Consider the following 13,686-nt stretch of genomic DNA (forward strand, 5'->3'; position numbering starts at 1 on the left):
CGGGGCGAACCGGCCACCGGTCGGTGGCCAGGCCCCTCGGTGTCGCGGACCCGTTCCGGTCGCCGTCGTCCGTCAAGGACCGGCGACCGGGGCGGGAGTCTCCGGGTCTGACCTCGATCGGTCTCACGGAATGCGGCCGGCAACTCCGTCCTCGTCGACGCTCGTCCTCCGCCGGAGGGCGGCCGGCATGCTCCTCCGGGGCGAACCGGCAGCAGTGACAAGGCGGGTGCTCGTCCGCCGGCACCGGGGCGGAGGTCACCGGAGCGGCCCGGAGGCGGGCTGAAGCGGCCGCGGTTCGCCATCGCGACGACGTACTCCGGACCGCCCCCGTCCATGTCCATCGCCGTGCCAGGGAACGCAGACCGGCCGGGCCCCACGCCGGCGCACCGCGGCGCGGCCGGCGGGCGTCCTGACCTGAGCCGGCAGCGGGCTCCCCGGGAGCCTCGCGAACTTCTCCACCCCGACCAGCACCGCTCGATCATGCCTGTTCCGGTTCGCCGCCGTCGCCCTCGGCCGACGAGTCGGTGCCCGGCGCGGGGCGGCGGACGATGTGGCCGCCGTCCGGCTCGCCGATCGCCGGGCCGTCGGGGAAGGGCGGTGCTGTCGGGCCCGCCGGGCCGCGGGACGGCCCCCGGGTGCCCCGGCCGCCACCGGGCCGGCTCGGCCCCTTCGCACCCGGCGGTGGTGTCCGGCTCATCGGTGTGCCTCCCTGCTGACGCGACCTGTCCCGGCCATCCTGGCCCATCCGGCGGCCGCCGCGGGCCTCCCGGGGTGTTGGCGGGCGGTTGGCGTCCTGTTGGAGCCCCGTCGGCGGGGGCCCGGAGGATCGTCCCGTCGGTGACCTAGGAAAGGAACGCGGAGATGATGAAGAAGTTCGTGACCCGACTGGGGCTCACGGCGGGGGTGGCGGCGCCGGCGCTCGGCGGGGTCAGCGGCACCGCGTAGGCGACGCCGGGCGCCGCCTACGTCGGCCCGGGCTACGCCACAACCCGCATGCGGTGTGGTGCGTGCAGCACCTGATGAACGACCCGTCCCGGCAGTACGGCCAGCCCACGGTCGACGAGGACGGGGTCCGGGGGCCGAAGACCTTCGAGGCGGTGAAGAAGTTCCAGAACCGGTTCTGGGCCACCTCCTCGAACGGGGCGGACGGGATCGTGGGGCCGACCACCGGCGAGTACCCGCTCTCCTACGGCGGCGAGTACCACGGTCGCGGCACCTACTGCTTCTGGTACGTCCCGTCGCCGGACGCCACCTTCACGCCGGTGGCGAGCACCCACCTCGACTGACGCCGGCCGCCACCACGCGGGGAGTGGCGGGCGGCCGGACCGGGAATGAGGTCCGACCCGCACAGTGAGCGGGACGAATGCCGGAGCGATCCGGCGCGACAGCAGCCGCAGGCCCATGCCTGCGGCTGCTGTTACCCAGGCCGCCCGAGGGGCCGTCAGAACCGGACGGTGTCCCCCTCCCGGACCGGACCGGGCCGCAGCACCTGGGCGTACACCCCGACGCACGGTTCCGGGGGCCGTCCGGGCAGGGCCGGGACGCGGTTGTGCACGGCCGGGGTCCGCAGGGCGTCGGCGTCCCGGGGCAGGTCGCCGTGCGCGAGGGTCGGCACCGCGCAGCGGGGTGTCGAGGCCACCACCCGCAGGACGAGCCGGTCGCCGATCCGCAGCTCCCGGCCGACCCACTGCTGCTCGACGAATCCCGTACCGGGGGTGTCGATCACCAGGTTGGGGCGGTAGCGCTCCACCTCGGCGACGCCGCGCGGGCTCAGCGCCGCCAGCCGGTCCAGGGTGGCGGTGGTCAGCAGGTGGACGGGGGCGAAGTCGAAGAACGTCCCGGGCGGGGACGCCGACCCGAACCGGACGACATCGGCCGCCACCTCGGCGTCCAGGCCCTGCGCCAGGACCTCGTCGGGTCTGGACCGGTCCAGCTCGGCCCCGTCCGGCGGCCGGTCGGTCAGGATGACGGGCCGGCCGACGATCGCGGACAGCGCGTCGTCGACGCCGGCGTCGGTGCTCAGCAGGGTCTCGCCGGCCGGGCCGGTGATCCGCGCGGCCGGGCCGGCGAGGGCGGCCGCGCAGGTGAGCAGGGAGCGCCACAGTCGCGGGGTCTTCGCGCTGGCGACCTTGCCGGTCCCCCGATCGAGCAGGGCGAGGCGCCGGTCACCCGCGAGCCCGCGGTCGGTCACCTCCGTGGCGGGGATCCGCTCCCCGAGCATCGACTTGACGGGGTAGCGCCGCAGGGCGCCGACCGTGCCCACCGCGGTGTCCGTCACCGGTCACGCCCCGCGCCGGTGCAGGGCGTCCAGCCGGGCCAGTTCGTCCGTGGTCAGGCGCAGGGCGCCGGCGGCGACGTTGGCGGCCAGGTGTTCCGGGTCGCCGGTGCCCGGGATGGCCAGCACGTGCGGGCCCTGGTGCAGCGTCCAGGCCAGCCGGATCTGCGCGGGCGTCGCGTCGTGGGCGCGCGCGACGGCCAGCACCTCCTCGGCCTCGGTGCCGGTGGCGCCGCCCTCCCGGCCGGCGGCGGCGATCGAGTAGAAGGGCACGAACGCGACGCCCTGCTCGCCGCAGGTACGCAGGAAGTCGTCGTGCTCGGGCCGCATCCCGATGCCGTAGAGGTTCTGCACGCAGACCACGGGGGCGATGGCCTGGGCCTCGGCGAGGTGTTCGGGCTGGATGTTGGACAGGCCCAGGTGGCGGATCAGTCCGGCGTCGCGCAGGTCGGCGAGGGCGCCGAAGCGCTCGGCGATCGAGGCGGTGCCGAGGATGCGCAGGTTGACCACGTCGAGGTGGTCGCGGCCGAGCTGGCGCAGGTTCTCCTCGACCTGGCCGCGCAACTCCGCGGGGGTCGCGGCGTGCTGGGCCCAGTCGCCGGCGGGGCCGCGGGCGGGGCCGACCTTGGTGGTGATGACGAGGTCGTCCGGGTAGGGGCCGAGCGCGCTGTTGATCAGCTCGTTGGCGGAGCGCAGCGATGAGAAGTAGAAGGCGGCGGTGTCGATGTGGTTGACGCCGAGTTCGACGGCGCGGCGCAGCAGGCCGACGGCCCGGCCGCGGTCGCTGGGCGCGGCGCGGGGGTCGAAGGCCGCGCCGGTCTGGGTCAGGCGCATCGCGCCGAAGCCGATCCGGTTGACCGTCAGGTCGCCGAGTTCCCAGGCGCCCGAGGCAGCCGCGGTGATGGTCTCGTTGGTCATGCCGAGCATCATCATCGGGACACGGCCCGGCCGCCATTGAATAAGACACGTCAGGCCGACGGCCCGAGCGGCGGCGCGCCCGACGGGGTGAGCAGGGGCGACAGGATTCGAACCTGCGACATGCGGTTTTGGAGACCGCCGCTCTGGCCAACTGAGCTACGCCCCTCGGTGGGTGGCCCCAGCCTGCCGTACCGCGCCGGGCGCACGCAACGTCATTTGCGGCGTCACGCCCGCCCGGCGGGCCCTCAGACCGTCAGCTGCTTGACGAACTTGCGTTCGCTCGCGCAGCGTTGGTAGCCGAGCCGCTCGTTGATCGCGAGCATCGGGGCGTTGGTGGCGTCGTTGCTGGTGAACGCCTCGGTCAGGCCCGCGGCCCGGGCCAGGTGCAGGGAGTGGATTTTGGCCAGGCCGGCCAGGCCGCGGCCGCGGAACTCCCGGCGGCAGGCGGTGAAGGCCGACCAGTAGCGGGACCCGCCGTCGGTCTGGGCCGCGCTGAAGGCCACCGGGGCACCGTCGACCACGGCCACCACGGTGAGTTCGCGGTCGAGGTCGGGGCGGGACCAGACGGCGTCCAGCCAGTCCTGGTAGTCGGCCCGGTCGATGTCCACCTCGCCGGGTTCGTCCCGCGCGGCGTCCGCCTCCACGACGAACAGCGGGTACGGGTCGTCGCGGTAGTCGGCGGCCGTCCGCAGCTCGACGCCGGCCGGGAGCGCCGGCACCGGCGGCAGCGGTGCGGTGAGGTCGCGGCGGGCGAAGTGGGCGATCCTGCCCTCCCGGTAGCCGCGCCCGGCGGCGAAGGCGCGGGCCTGCGGCTCGTCGTCGACCCAGCTGTGCACCTCGGTCGCGCCGTGCTCGGCGAGGTGCCGCTCGGCGGTGGCCAGCAGGGCGGTGAAGGCGCCCCGGCGGCGGAACTCGGGGAGCACGCTGCCGTTGGCGTACCCGATGCCCTCCGCGCTGGTGTCGACGACCCGCCCGCAGCGGACGCTGCCGACCACCCGGCCGTCGATCTCGGCCACGAAGGTGCGGTAGTGCTGTTCCGCCGGCAGGTGCCCGGGCAGCCAGGCGAACACCTCGGCGGTGAGGACCAGGTGGGGGCGACCGGCGCAGTGGGAGGCGGCGGCCGCCTCGGCGTCGGCGGGGCTGAAGTCACGAATCATCAGAGTCATATGCATGCCACGCTATCCGAGCAGCCGTCCGTACGCCTCCGGTTTTCCGCTGCCCCGGCCGCGTCCCCGCAGGTCACACGGCTGAGACACCCCCCGGGGCCACCGGTGCCGCGGCCATATGCTCAAGTAATGCTCTGAGAATCCCGGTCGAGGCTTGGCAGCGGCCCCGGCCGGGGACATCCTCAGCAGCAGGCGGGGCCGAAGCCCCGCGGCACGTACTCCACACCGGCCCGACGGCCGCCCGGCGACGAAGCCCGCGCACCGTCCGGCACCCTTTTCGCAAGCCCTCCGAAGGGGGCGCACCCATGACCACCCCTGCAACGACCCTGCCCCGGCTCGGTGTCGGCCTCGGCTGGCGCACCGAGATCGACACCGTCGTGGAACGGCTGCCCGGCCTGGACTGGGTCGAGGTGGTCGCCGAGAACCTCTGCGCCGGCCACCTCCCCGAGTCGCTGCGGCTGCTGCGCGAGCGCGGCGTCACCGTCGTCCCGCACGGCGTCTCGCTCGGCCTCGGCGGCGCCGACCTGCCCGAGCCGCACCGGCTCGCCCGGCTCGCCGAGGCCGCCCAGGCCCTGGGGTCGCCGCTGGTCACCGAGCACCTGGCGTTCGTCCGGGCCGGCGGCCTGGAGGCCGGCCACCTGCTGCCGGTGCCGCGCTCGCGGGATTCGCTGCGGGTGATCGCCGAGAACGTCCGGATCGCCCAGGAACAGCTCCCGGTGCCGCTGGCGCTGGAGAACATCGCGGCCCAGCTGGCCTGGCCCGAGGACGAGCTGACCGAAGCGCAGTTCCTGGCGGAGCTGGTCGAGCGGACGGGCGTCCGGCTGCTGATCGACGTCGCCAACCTGCACACCAACCGGGTCAACCTCGGGGTCGACCCGGCCGCCGAGCTGGACCGGCTGCCGCTGGAGGCGATCGCCTACGTGCACGTGGCGGGCGGGCGGCTGGTCGACGGGATCTGGCACGACACCCACGCCCACCCCGTCACCGAGCCGGTGCTGGAGGTGCTCGCCGAGCTGTGCTCCCGGGTCTCGCCGCCCGGGGTGCTGCTGGAGCGGGACGGAAACTTCCCGTCGCCGGCCGAGCTGGGCGGCGAACTCGACGCGATCCGGCGGGTGCTGGAGGGGGTGCCGCAGCATGTCTGAGGGACTGGAGTACCTGGCCCGCGGCGCCGACGCCGAACTGGTGGTGGCCCGGGCCGCGCTGGCCCGCCGCCAAGCGGCGCTGCTGGCAGCCCTGGTCGCCGGCGGCCCGCCGCCGCCGGGCTTCGACCCGGAGCAGATCCGTGCCCAGGCCCTCGGGCTGGCCGCCAAGCGGCGCGACACCGTCGCCAAGGTGGTGCCCGAACTGCCGCAGCTCCTCGGGCCGGCCTTCGGCCCGCTGTTCCTGCGGTACGCGCGGCAGCGGCCGCAGGACGGCGGCTACCGGGCCGACGGCCGCGCCTTCGCCGAATGGCTCCTCGCCGACGGCCACCGGGCCGGCGAACCCGCCGGCGCCGGACCGCCCGGGCCCACCGAGGAGCCGGCCCCCGACCGCCGCCGGGCCCTCGAAAGCTGGCTCGCCCCAGCAGGTACGCGGGTGCCCCCGCAGCGCTCCGGTCCGCTGGACCGGCTGCGCCGGGCGCTGCGCCCGCAGCAGGACTGACCGAACCACTCACCACCCGGGGGAACCGCACATGTGGCACACCACGCACCTCACCGTCCTCACCGTGCTGCTGATCGCCGCCGGCCTGTACACCGTCGTGACCTACGTCCGGGCCCGCCGCCGGTCGCACCCGGCCGACCTGCCCGGCACCGGGATCCCGCTGCTGGACGCCGCGTTCCTGGCGGGCGGGCCCGGCCGGGTGGTCGACACCGTGCTGGTCCGGATGCACCAGGAGGGCCGGGTGATCGTCTCGCGCGGCGGGCTGGTCACCGTCACCGCCAACACCTCGTACGACGAGGTGGAGGCCGCGCTGCTGCTGGCCGCCGGGGACCTGCGCCAGCGCGACCTGCCCGGCCTGCGCCGGGCGGTGATGACCTCCGACGCCGTCCAGCGGATCGGCGACCGGCTCGCCGCGCACGGGCTGATGCTCGACCCGGCCCTGTTGCGCCGGGCCCGCTCGGCCCGCCGGCTGCTCTGGCTGGTGGTACTGGCAGTCCCGGTCAGCACCGTCGTCGGCTCGATCGTGGCGGCCGGCCGGCCGGCCGCCGAACGTCCGGTGCTGGGCGGCGCGATGGCGCTGCTGTTCGCGGGCGTCGTCCTGCTGGTGACGACCCGGCCGGCCCGCGGCCGGATCACCCCGTCGGGCCGGCGCCAGCTCCAGCAGCTGACCGGCATCGGGTGGCGCCCCCGGCACGGCGTGGGCATCGCGAGCGGCGCGCTGCTCGGCGTGGTGGCCCTGGAGGGTGTGAACGCCGGCCTGCCGGACGAGGAGCTGCAGGCGGCGATGCTGGCCGCGGCGCGGCCGATCACCGTCCCCGGCTCGTCCTCCTCGTCCTCGTCCAGCTGCGGCTCCTCGGCCACCTGGTGCGGCTCCTCGGACCCGGGCTCCTCCGGCGGGTCGTCGAGCTGCGGGTCGTCCAGCTGCGGCTCCGCCAGCAGCTGCGGGTCCTCCTCGTCGAGCTGCGGTTCGTCCTCCAGCAGCTGCGGGTCCAGCTCGAGCAGCTGCGGTTCCTCCTCCAGCTGCGGCGGCGGGTCGAGCTGCGGTTCCTGAGGCCCGGCCCGGCGGCCGGGGCGGGGCCGGGCGGGTCAACTTATCGCCCGCTCACCCGCCTCACATGCGGCCCTCATGTCGTGTTCCTACCCTCGCGGTATGGGACACGATCATGAGGGCCGACGCGTCAGCCGCCGGACGGCGCTGGCGGGCATCAGCAGCATCGGCCTCGGCGCGCTGCTCGCGGCCTGCGGGCAGGGCGGCGGGGGCCGGGCGACCACCACCACCGGCGCGAGTGCGAGCGTCTCGCCGCAGTCCGTCACCACCGAGGACCTGACCTCGCTGTTCGCGGCCTCCGGCACCTGCACCCTGACCGCCGCGACCACCCAGGGGCCGTACTACTTCGACGCGGACAAGATCCGCAGCGACATCCGCGAGGACCGCGCCGGCACCAGGCTGCGGCTCGCCGTCCGGGTCCAGGACAGCGAGAGCTGCGCGGCGATCCCGAACGCGGTGGTGGAGATCTGGCACTGCGACGCGGCGGGCCTGTACTCCGGCGCCGAGAGCCTCTCGTCGGGCGGCGGGGGCGGGGCTCCCGGCGGTGGCGCGGGCGGCGGAGGCGGCACACCGCCCGCCGGTGCTCCGTCCGGTGCGCCCTCGGGCGGCCCGGGCGGCGCCCCGCCCGGCGCAATGCCGAGCGGCGCACCGCCCTCGGGCGGCCCGGGCGCGGGCGGCGCCCCCGGCGGCACCGGCGGCGGCACCGGTGGCGCGGCCGACCTGACCCCCACCGACGACAAGCGCTACCTGCGCGGCGCCCAGGTCACCAACGCCGACGGCATCGTGCAGTTCACCACCGTCTGGCCCGGCTGGTACGCCGGCCGGACCGTGCACGTCCACGCGATGGTGCACGTCGACGACGAACGCACCCTCACCACCCAGCTGATGATGGACGAGAAACTCAACAGTGCGGTTTTCGCCAAGGAGCCCTACTCCCGGCACACCGGCCGCGACACCTTCAACGACGGCGACTCCATCTACCGGCCGGGCATGCTGCTGACGGTCAGCGAGGACGGCGACGGCTACCTGGGCGTCATCACCCTTGCGGCGGACCCGGATCACAACGGCAAGTGACCGGCGCCGCCGGCGGTCACAGTTCGGTATCGCGCACCTGGAACGGTTCCGCGATGGCCGGATCCGGTCTAGAACAGCCCCATGTGGCTGCTCCTGCTGATCCCCGCCTGCGTCGCCGCCGTGCTCTCCTGCATGCGGCTGGTCCGGATCGCGGCCACCGCCGACGCCCTGGCCGGAGCGGACGCCCCGCGCCCGGCCGAGGCCGTCGGGATCGGCCTGTACGAGACGGCGTACCTCGCCGGCGGCCCGGCCCGGGTGGTCGACCTCGCGCTGGTACTGATGGCCTCGCGCGGCCGGCTGCACCTGGCGCACACCGGGTGGACCAGCGTGGCGGACCCGCGCGGGCGCAGCCGCCTGGAGCGGGCGCTGATCGCCGCCGTCGGCCCGGACGGCCAGTGCCGCACCGGTGAGCTGCGGCAGGCGATGGCCTCCCACCCGACGGTGATGGAGGTCGGCGCCCGGCTGTCGCTGGCCGGCCTGGCCACCCCGGCGGCGGTCCGGCAGAGCACCGCGACGGCCGTCCGGCACGTACGCCAGGCCCTGCTGCTCGCGCTGGTCCTGCTCGGCGCCGCGATCATCCTGGGCGCTCCCGACGGGGAGGACCCGGCGGCGGCCTTCGCCTGGTTCGCGCTGCCGGTGATCCTCACCTCGGGCACCCTGCTGATGGCCCGGGTCGACGTCTACCCGTACACCCGCTGGGCCTCCCCGGCCGGGCAGGAGGTCCTGCGGGCGGTCCGGCTGCCGCGCCAGGAGGCGGCCGACCGGGAGCAGGAGCTGCTGACCGCGGTGGCGATGGCCGGCCCGGCCGCCGTCCAGGACGCCCGGCTGCGCGCGGCGCTTCGGCACTGAACCCCCGGCCCGGGCGGCGCCCCGGGAACGCCGAAGGGTGCCGCCCCGACCGGGGCGGCACCCTTCGTTCGTCCGACCGGACGGCGTCAGGTCACGCCAGGCCGTTCAGCAGCTCGGCGACCGGCTTGCGGCGCCCGGTGAAGAACGGCACCTCCTCGCGCACGTGCAGGCGGGCCCGCGACGGGCGCAGGTCGCGCATCAGGTCGACGATCCGGTGCAGCTCGTCCGCCTCGAAGGCGAGCAGCCACTCGTAGTCGCCGAGCGCGAACGAGGCCACCGTGTTGGCCCGCACGTCGGGGTAGCCGCGCGCCATCCTGCCGTGCTCGGCGAGCATCGCGCGACGCTCGTCGTCCGGCAGCAGGTACCACTCGTAGGAGCGGACGAACGGGTACACGCAGATGTAGTCGCGCGGGGCCTCGTCGGCGAGGAAGGCCGGGATGTGCGACTTGTTGAACTCCGCCGGGCGGTGCAGCGCCATGTTGGACCAGACCGGCTCCAGGCGGCGGCCGAGGCCGGTGCGACGGAAGCGGTTGTACGCCTCCTGCAGGTCGTCGGAGTCCTCGGCGTGCCACCAGATCATGACGTCGGCGTCGGCCCGCAGCCCGGACACGTCGTAGGTGCCGCGCACCGTGACGTCCTTGGCGGCCAGCTGCGCGAACAGCTCGTCGACCTCGGCCGCGAGGGCGGCGCGGTCGTCGGGCAGGTTGTCCTTGAGCTTGAACACCGACCACAAGGTGTACCGGATCACCTGGTTGAGGTCGCGGGCCTTCTTCTTCTCGGGCTGCTGCGCGGCTGCCTGCTCGGCGGCCGCCTGCGGCTCAGTGCTGTCAGTCATGCGGACATTGTCCCTTCTGTGACGGCCGCCCCGGCGGCCGGGGTCAACACCTTGTCGACGGCCGCGCGGGCGCTCGCGACGCAGGCCGGAATGCCCACCCCGTCGTACGCGGCGCCGCACAGGGCCAGCGCGCCGAGCCGCTCGACGCCCGCCCGGATCCGGGCCACCCGGTCGAGGTGGCCGACCGGGTACTGCGGCAGGCCGTCCCGCCAGCGGGTGACCGCCGTGTCGTACGGCTCGGCGGTCAGGCCGACGGCCGCGCCGAGGTCGGCCAGCGAACGGGCGACCAGCTCCTCGTCGGGGAGGTCCAGGGCCTGCTCCTCGCGGTGGCGCCCGAGCGAGGTGCGCAGCAGGAAGCTGTCGGGCGCCGAGCGCTCCAGCCAGCCCCACTTGTTCGAGGAGAAGGTGGACGCCTTGATCTGCCGGCCGTCCACCGGCGGCACCAGGAACCCGCTGCCGGCCGGCGGCAGGGGCAGGTCGGCGCGGCGGAAGGCCATCGTGACCAGGGCCATCCCCGCGTACTCGACCCGGGACAGCTCGCCGGCCGCGCCGGGGGCGTCGGCGCGCAGCAGCCGGGCGGCCTCGGGCGCCGGCACGGCCAGCACCACGGCCTCCGCGTGCAGCAGCTCGCCGCCGACGACCACACGCCAGCCCTCGTGGGTGCGGCGCAGCTCGTCCACCGGACTGCCGGTCCGCAGGTCGGCGCCGGCCGTGCGGCAGGCGACGGCGACGGCCTCGGGCAGGGTGCCGAGGCCGCCCTCCAGACCCTGGAAGACCGGGCCGCCGCCGCTCTGCGGTCGGGTCGCCAGCTCGTGCACGCCGTCGAGCAGCGGGCCTCCGGTGCGGGCCAGGGCGAGCAGCTGGGGGACGGCCGCGCGCAGCGAGATCTCGTCCGCGTGGCCCGCGTAGACGCCGCCGAGCAGCGGCTCGACCAGCCGGTCGACCACCTCGCGGCCGAGCCGCGCCGCCACGTACGCGCCGATGGCGATGTCGTCGCCGACCGCCGGGGTGCTCTCCTCCCGACCGGCCCTGGCCAGGCCCTCCGGGGTGAGCACGCCGGAGGCGGCGAGCGCGTCGAGGTCACCGGGGACGCCCATCACCTGGCCGCCGGGCAGCGGGCGCAGCGCGTCCCTGGTCCAGATCGCGGCCTTGGCGGTGCCGGGCGGCTGCAGCGCGTCGGCCAGGCCGACGGAGCGGGCCAGGGCGACCGCCTCCGGGCGGCGGGCCAGCATCGACTCGGCGCCGAGGTCGACCTTCACCCCGCCGACCTCGCCGCCCCGCAGCTTGCCGCCGAGGCGGTCCGAGGCCTCCAGGAGGGTGACGGCGGCTCTCCCGCCGCCACCGTCCGCCCCGCTGAGGAAGGCGGCCGCGGCGAGGCCCGCGATACCGCCGCCGATCACGACGACATGAGGTTGCGACATGCTTCGCAGTCTTGCAGAGAGCCGGGCGAAGGCCTCAATCCGTACGCGGACGGGCGGGCAGCAGGGCGTCCAGGTCGATGACGAGCGGGAACGGCACGGGGCGCTCCAGCTTGTCCCGGTAGATCCCGGCGGGCGCGTAGGAGGAGGTGACGGTGTCCAGTTCGTAGACGTGCACGACGGGCGCGCCGTTCTCCTCCTCGATCAGCCAGTAGTGCGGGATGCCGGCCTCGGCGTACTTGCGGACCTTGACGGTGCGGTCGCGGTGCGCGGACTCGGGGGAGACGACCTCGACGACCAGGGAGACCTCGTCGGGGGCGAACCAGGTGCGGTCGGGATCGTAGTCCGTCACGGCGGCGACCAGATCGGGCTCGGGACGATTGCGCTTGTCCAGCCGGATCGTCATCTCGCGCTCGACGAGCGTGCCGCCGGGCGCCTGGTCCGCAAGAGCCACGGTCAGGGCCGTCACAACGCGACCGTGCCAGGAACGCTGCGGGGACATCATGAAGACAAGTGCTCCGTCGATCAGTTCGGTGTGCCGGGGCGCTTCGGTCAGCCGGTCGAGGTCCTCGGCGAACCAGCCCTCGGCACGGGGCGGTCGCATCCAGTCGGGCAGCGCACTCATGGGCCCAGCCTAGCCAAGCCGGGGCTTCGCCGGGGGCCGCCGGCGCCCGGCGACGCCGAAGCCGACGGCGCACAGCAGCACGACGGCGGCGGACACCAGCAGCGGGAGCTGCGGACGGTGGCCGGCGGTGAGCATCCAGGCGCCGAGCAGGCCGCCGAGGAACATCGCCACCACCCCGGCCGCCCGCAGCAACGCCGAGCCGGCGTCGCCGTTCCGGGCCGGGTCGCGTCCGACCACCGGGGCCAGCCCGCTGATCACGGAGGTGAGCGCGCGGGTGGTGAGCGTGGTCGGCAGTTCGGCGACCCGGGCCCGCAGGGTGGTGACGCTGCGCAGGCCCATCGCCAGCGCCGTCAGGGCGATCACCAGGTAGAGGTGGCCGGTCAGCGGCTCGTCGAGCCTGCCGATCCCGCCCGCGGCCAGGCCGGCGCCGCCGAGCAGCAGGGCCTCCGCCACCAGTCCGGCGACGAACCAGCGGTGGCGGCGGGCCTCGACCCTGGTCTCCAGCAGGGCGCCGGCCAGGTTGCCGACGGCGAAGGCCCCCAGCGAGACGGCGGAGGCCGTGACGGACAGGCCCGGGCCGCCGGCCAGCCCGAAGGCGAGGAAGAGCATGTTCCCCGTCATCAGCGCGGTGAAGACGTGGCCGAGCGCGAGCAGGCTGACGGCCTCGATCACCCCCGTGGTCAGGGTCAGCACGATCAGCACGGCGTCGAGCGCGGCGCTGCGCCTCAGGGTCAAGGCCGGTTTCCTTCCCTCGGACGACGAACCACCCACTCTCGCGTTCCGCCGCGGAGCGGCCCGGCATTGGGCCATGTGTGGGGGCGGTGGGGCCCGGCCCGCGGGTGGCGGTTCCGGTCCGGGGGCGCCGGTAGGCCCAGCTGGTGGCGGGCGCGGACGGCCCGTCAGGTGGCGTAATGCGGTGGCAACGAAAAACCCGCCGGTACGCCCCTAGGGTTCTGCCAGAACCAACCGCCCGGCGCCGCCGCCCGGCGGACGACCATCGGCCCCCAGCACCGGAGCAGTCGCGATGAGCACCGAGAACCCGCCCCGGCCGACCGGGGCCTGCCAGCCCCGCCGGCCCCGCGCGGACCGGGCCCGGCAGGTCGCCGACGTGCTGCGCCAGCAGGTGCTGAGCGAGGTGTACGGGCCCCGGCCGCTGCCGCACGAGGAGGTGCTGGCCGAGGAGTTCGGGGAGTCCCGGAACACCATCCGGGAGGCGCTCGACCTGCTGCGGACGGAGGGCCTGGTCCGCCGGGTGCCCGGGTCGGGGACGCTGGTGGTGGCGGAGAAGGTGCCGCACGGGCTGAACCGCCTGATGGGGCTCGCCGAGACCTTGCACGAGCACGGCGAGGTCACCAACGAGGTCCGCTCGTTCGGCCCGGTCCGCGCCCCGGGCCCGGTGGCCCGCCGGCTGCGGCTGCCGGACGGCGCGGACGTGGTGTACGTCGAGCGGGTGCGGCGGCTGAACGGGCTGCCGCTGTCGCTGGACCTCACCTATCTGGCCCCCGACATCGGCGCCGCCCTGGACGCCGAGGACCTGGTCCACCAGGACGTCTTCCAGCTGATCGAGGAGGTCGCCGGGCAGCCGCTCGGCTCGGCCGACATCACCCTGGAGGCGGTGAACGCCGACGCGCACTCGGCCACCGTGCTGGAGGTCCCGCGCGGCGGGGCCCTGCTGATGCTGGAGCGGCTGACCACGCTGGCCGACGGCCGCCCGGTGGACCTGGAGTACATCCGGTTCCGCGGCGACCGGATCACCATGCAGGGCCGGCTGCTGCGCTCCGCGCTCTGACCCGCGACCTCCCCCACCCGACCTGCCCCGACTCCCTCACCCGACCTG

The 13,686-nt window shown here is 75.3% G+C and carries 15 protein-coding genes and 1 tRNA gene; 7 read left to right on the plus strand and 9 right to left on the minus strand.

Annotated elements, in window-relative coordinates; genetic code table 11:
- Nucleotides 1-478: 478 nt before the first annotated feature.
- Nucleotides 479-697, minus strand: coding sequence for a hypothetical protein (locus OG689_RS13780; RefSeq protein ID WP_266320474.1), 219 nt, complete (start codon nt 695-697; stop codon nt 479-481).
- 310 nt (nt 698-1,007) lie between these two features.
- Here OG689_RS13780 and OG689_RS13785 point away from each other — a divergent pair, with 310 nt between their 5' ends.
- Nucleotides 1,008-1,286, plus strand: a complete 279-nt coding sequence (locus tag OG689_RS13785) for a peptidoglycan-binding domain-containing protein (RefSeq protein ID WP_266320475.1) — start codon at nt 1,008-1,010, stop codon at nt 1,284-1,286.
- A gap of 155 nt (nt 1,287-1,441) precedes the next feature.
- Here the strand turns inward: OG689_RS13785 and OG689_RS13790 are convergent, their stop codons facing one another.
- The 4 genes from OG689_RS13790 to OG689_RS13805 form a co-directional block, all read right to left on the minus strand.
- A complete protein-coding gene (locus OG689_RS13790) occupies nt 1,442-2,278 on the minus strand; it encodes an MOSC domain-containing protein (protein WP_266320477.1) in 837 nt (278 codons plus the stop codon).
- A 3-nt stretch (nt 2,279-2,281) separates the two neighbouring features.
- Nucleotides 2,282-3,193: an aldo/keto reductase gene (locus OG689_RS13795; protein WP_266320479.1), complete on the minus strand. Its 912-nt coding sequence runs from the start codon at nt 3,191-3,193 to the stop codon at nt 2,282-2,284.
- 92 nt (nt 3,194-3,285) lie between these two features.
- Nucleotides 3,286-3,359, minus strand: a tRNA-Trp gene (locus OG689_RS13800).
- 79 nt (nt 3,360-3,438) lie between these two features.
- Entirely contained in the window at nt 3,439-4,359 is a 921-nt protein-coding gene (locus tag OG689_RS13805; RefSeq protein ID WP_266320481.1) for a GNAT family N-acetyltransferase, read from the minus strand.
- Between the two features lie 305 nt (nt 4,360-4,664).
- On the opposite strand from OG689_RS13805, the gene OG689_RS44800 reads away from it, so the two are divergent.
- The 5 genes from OG689_RS44800 (at nt 4,665) to OG689_RS13825 (ending at nt 8,971) form a co-directional block, all read left to right on the plus strand.
- The gene (locus tag OG689_RS44800; protein ID WP_323189284.1) at nt 4,665-5,501 is read left to right on the plus strand and encodes a DUF692 domain-containing protein; all 837 of its coding nucleotides are present in this window, start codon (nt 4,665-4,667) and stop codon (nt 5,499-5,501) included.
- Entirely contained in the window at nt 5,494-6,000 is a 507-nt protein-coding gene (locus tag OG689_RS44805) for a hypothetical protein (protein ID WP_323189285.1), read from the plus strand. Before OG689_RS44800 ends, OG689_RS44805 begins: the two co-directional genes overlap by 8 nt.
- A gap of 31 nt (nt 6,001-6,031) precedes the next feature.
- Complete coding sequence (locus OG689_RS13815; protein ID WP_266320483.1) at nt 6,032-7,051, plus strand: TIGR04222 domain-containing membrane protein; 1,020 nt, start codon at nt 6,032-6,034, stop codon at nt 7,049-7,051.
- A gap of 99 nt (nt 7,052-7,150) precedes the next feature.
- Nucleotides 7,151-8,122 carry a protocatechuate dioxygenase gene (locus OG689_RS13820; RefSeq protein ID WP_266320484.1) on the plus strand — a complete coding sequence of 324 codons (972 nt, stop codon included), beginning with the start codon at nt 7,151-7,153 and terminating at the stop codon, nt 8,120-8,122.
- Between the two features lie 81 nt (nt 8,123-8,203).
- Nucleotides 8,204-8,971, plus strand: a complete 768-nt coding sequence (locus OG689_RS13825) for a TIGR04222 domain-containing membrane protein (protein WP_266320486.1) — start codon at nt 8,204-8,206, stop codon at nt 8,969-8,971.
- A gap of 91 nt (nt 8,972-9,062) precedes the next feature.
- Here the strand turns inward: OG689_RS13825 and hemQ are convergent, their stop codons facing one another.
- The 4 genes from hemQ to OG689_RS13845 are packed head-to-tail and all read right to left on the minus strand — an operon-like array spanning nt 9,063 to nt 12,584.
- Nucleotides 9,063-9,806 carry a hydrogen peroxide-dependent heme synthase gene (hemQ, locus tag OG689_RS13830; protein WP_266320487.1) on the minus strand — a complete coding sequence of 248 codons (744 nt, stop codon included), beginning with the start codon at nt 9,804-9,806 and terminating at the stop codon, nt 9,063-9,065.
- Nucleotides 9,803-11,227 (minus strand): protoporphyrinogen oxidase, encoded by a 1,425-nt coding sequence (hemG, locus tag OG689_RS13835; RefSeq protein ID WP_266320489.1) that lies wholly within the window; start codon nt 11,225-11,227, stop codon nt 9,803-9,805. The genes hemQ and hemG overlap by 4 nt, the downstream gene beginning before the upstream one ends.
- A 34-nt stretch (nt 11,228-11,261) precedes the next feature.
- Nucleotides 11,262-11,849 carry a Uma2 family endonuclease gene (locus tag OG689_RS13840; protein ID WP_266320491.1) on the minus strand — a complete coding sequence of 196 codons (588 nt, stop codon included), beginning with the start codon at nt 11,847-11,849 and terminating at the stop codon, nt 11,262-11,264.
- A gap of 9 nt (nt 11,850-11,858) precedes the next feature.
- Nucleotides 11,859-12,584 carry a YoaK family protein gene (locus OG689_RS13845; RefSeq protein ID WP_266320492.1) on the minus strand — a complete coding sequence of 242 codons (726 nt, stop codon included), beginning with the start codon at nt 12,582-12,584 and terminating at the stop codon, nt 11,859-11,861.
- A 289-nt stretch (nt 12,585-12,873) separates the two neighbouring features.
- Here OG689_RS13845 and OG689_RS13850 point away from each other — a divergent pair, with 289 nt between their 5' ends.
- Entirely contained in the window at nt 12,874-13,638 is a 765-nt protein-coding gene (locus OG689_RS13850; RefSeq protein ID WP_266320494.1) for a GntR family transcriptional regulator, read from the plus strand.
- Nucleotides 13,639-13,686 lie beyond the last annotated feature (48 nt).

This window comes from Kitasatospora sp. NBC_00240 (assembly GCF_026342405.1).
Taxonomy (GTDB): Bacteria; Actinomycetota; Actinomycetes; order Streptomycetales; family Streptomycetaceae; genus Kitasatospora.

Excerpts from the sequence above, each read along its gene's own strand:
- OG689_RS13850 (WP_266320494.1), top strand. The coding sequence starts at position 12,874 with ATGAGCACCGAGAACCCGCCCCGGCCGACCGGGGCCTGCCAGCCCCGC.
- OG689_RS13815 (WP_266320483.1), top strand. The coding sequence starts at position 6,032 with ATGTGGCACACCACGCACCTCACCGTCCTCACCGTGCTGCTGATCGCC.
- OG689_RS44805 (WP_323189285.1), top strand. The coding sequence starts at position 5,494 with ATGTCTGAGGGACTGGAGTACCTGGCCCGCGGCGCCGACGCCGAACTG.
- OG689_RS13780 (WP_266320474.1), bottom strand. The coding sequence starts at position 697 with ATGAGCCGGACACCACCGCCGGGTGCGAAGGGGCCGAGCCGGCCCGGT.
- hemG (WP_266320489.1), bottom strand. The coding sequence starts at position 11,227 with ATGTCGCAACCTCATGTCGTCGTGATCGGCGGCGGTATCGCGGGCCTC.
- OG689_RS13805 (WP_266320481.1), bottom strand. The coding sequence starts at position 4,359 with ATGACTCTGATGATTCGTGACTTCAGCCCCGCCGACGCCGAGGCGGCC.
- OG689_RS13825 (WP_266320486.1), top strand. The coding sequence starts at position 8,204 with ATGTGGCTGCTCCTGCTGATCCCCGCCTGCGTCGCCGCCGTGCTCTCC.
- OG689_RS44800 (WP_323189284.1), top strand. The coding sequence starts at position 4,665 with ATGACCACCCCTGCAACGACCCTGCCCCGGCTCGGTGTCGGCCTCGGC.
- hemQ (WP_266320487.1), bottom strand. The coding sequence starts at position 9,806 with ATGACTGACAGCACTGAGCCGCAGGCGGCCGCCGAGCAGGCAGCCGCG.
- OG689_RS13795 (WP_266320479.1), bottom strand. The coding sequence starts at position 3,193 with ATGACCAACGAGACCATCACCGCGGCTGCCTCGGGCGCCTGGGAACTC.
- OG689_RS13820 (WP_266320484.1), top strand. The coding sequence starts at position 7,151 with ATGGGACACGATCATGAGGGCCGACGCGTCAGCCGCCGGACGGCGCTG.
- OG689_RS13840 (WP_266320491.1), bottom strand. The coding sequence starts at position 11,849 with ATGAGTGCGCTGCCCGACTGGATGCGACCGCCCCGTGCCGAGGGCTGG.